The sequence below is a fragment of the Isoptericola sp. NPDC055881 genome, assembly GCF_053615895.1.
In genome coordinates, this window is the sequence record NZ_JBSHCR010000150.1 from 1 (window position 1) to 1,379 (window position 1,379).

General features: G+C 44.8%; 2 protein-coding genes. Both read left to right on the top strand.

The annotated features are described in order from the left end of the window. Positions 1 to 743 precede the first annotated feature (743 nt). A complete protein-coding gene (locus tag ACWGKI_RS20820; RefSeq protein ID WP_375877820.1) occupies positions 744 to 1,016 on the top strand; it encodes a YgdI/YgdR family lipoprotein in 273 nt (90 codons plus the stop codon). 21 nt (positions 1,017 to 1,037) lie between these two features. Further along, a complete protein-coding gene (locus ACWGKI_RS20825; RefSeq protein ID WP_000719360.1) occupies positions 1,038 to 1,265 on the top strand; it encodes a YgdI/YgdR family lipoprotein in 228 nt (75 codons plus the stop codon). Positions 1,266 to 1,379: the final 114 nt, after the last annotated feature.

The following is a 1,379-nucleotide window of genomic DNA, read 5'->3' on the forward strand; positions in this document are numbered from 1 at the left end:
CTTGAAGTATGGGCCTGAGAGAGGCTACACTGAAAGAACATTTTTGGTTTCTGCGGTCTCGTATACCCAGTTACCTGGTTAAGCAGTTCCCCAACTGACTTAACCTTCGATCAAACCACCTCCCCAGGTGGTTTTTTCGTTTTCAGAGCAAGAGATTACGACTGTAACGACAGGATCACAAGAAGATCATTTACTCAGAGAGACTAACTACCACTATGTTTGCCTATCAACATACTTAGGAAACATTACTTGAGTTAACGACTCCACCTTACTTTTAGTATCTCGCAATGAATCTTCCGACCGCCGTTGTGTTGAAGTTCTATTGCGCCACCGGGGTATAAATCACTTTCGTTTAACTCAATTAAAAGCTCGTTCTTGTGAGCATCCTCTAAATAAAGGTAATAACACCCACCATAAAGGTTCTGCGTATCTGGCACGGCAACAAAAGATTTCTTTCCGAACAGTAAAACAGCCTCTTTTTCTCCATGCTCTGTTAGCAATAATCGAAATTCTTGTCCATCAGGCGCGATCCCCCATATACGCAAGATCGGCGCTCTATGTGGCTTATACCAAAATTGATAGTAAAGACCTGCCACTACAACCAGTGAAATTAATAAGGCCATTTCAATCCTCAAAAACAAGCAACATTCCAAAATCGTTTTTCATTCATTTTTACTGCTGGGCATGATGCCCACCTTCAATCCTCTTTTCGCATGAAAAAACGACCTATACTTAGATGGTTAGTGACCATATCCACTTTACCTTTAAGCAGGGAACCTATTATGAATAAAAAAACGCTGTTGGCGGCCATGATGGTCGCGTTGGTGACCTTTGCCGCTGCTGGATGTTCTTCAAACCAAGAAATAAAAACCACAGATGGTCGCACTATCGTTACAGACGGCAAACCCAAAGTTGACAGTGATACGGGGTTAGTATCCTACAAAGATGCCCATACAGGCCGAACCGAACAGATCAACCGTGACAAAATTACCAACATGAGTGAACTAGACAACTGATACGGATAAAAGGAGCTGGCTTTGAAAAAGATTTTTGTTTCAGTGTTCGCAGCGGCAGTTGCGCTTTCAGCCCTAACCGGCTGCACGCGCACAAGCTATGCCATCCACACCAACGACGGGCGTACAATTGTCAGCGACGGCAAGCCTACAGAATCAGACTCAGGCCTGCTGGGCTATAAAGACGCAAATGGTGTCAAACAGCAGATCAATAAAGCCGACGTTAAAGAAGTCTCTGAAATTCCGCATTGAGGCATCGCTCTCTCCGAAAAGGGCCGCTAATGCGGCCCTTTTCTTTATCTGCCCCAACAACAGGCAAAAAAAGCCCCCGCTGGGGGCCAAATACCTGCAGTGGCTGGATAGTAC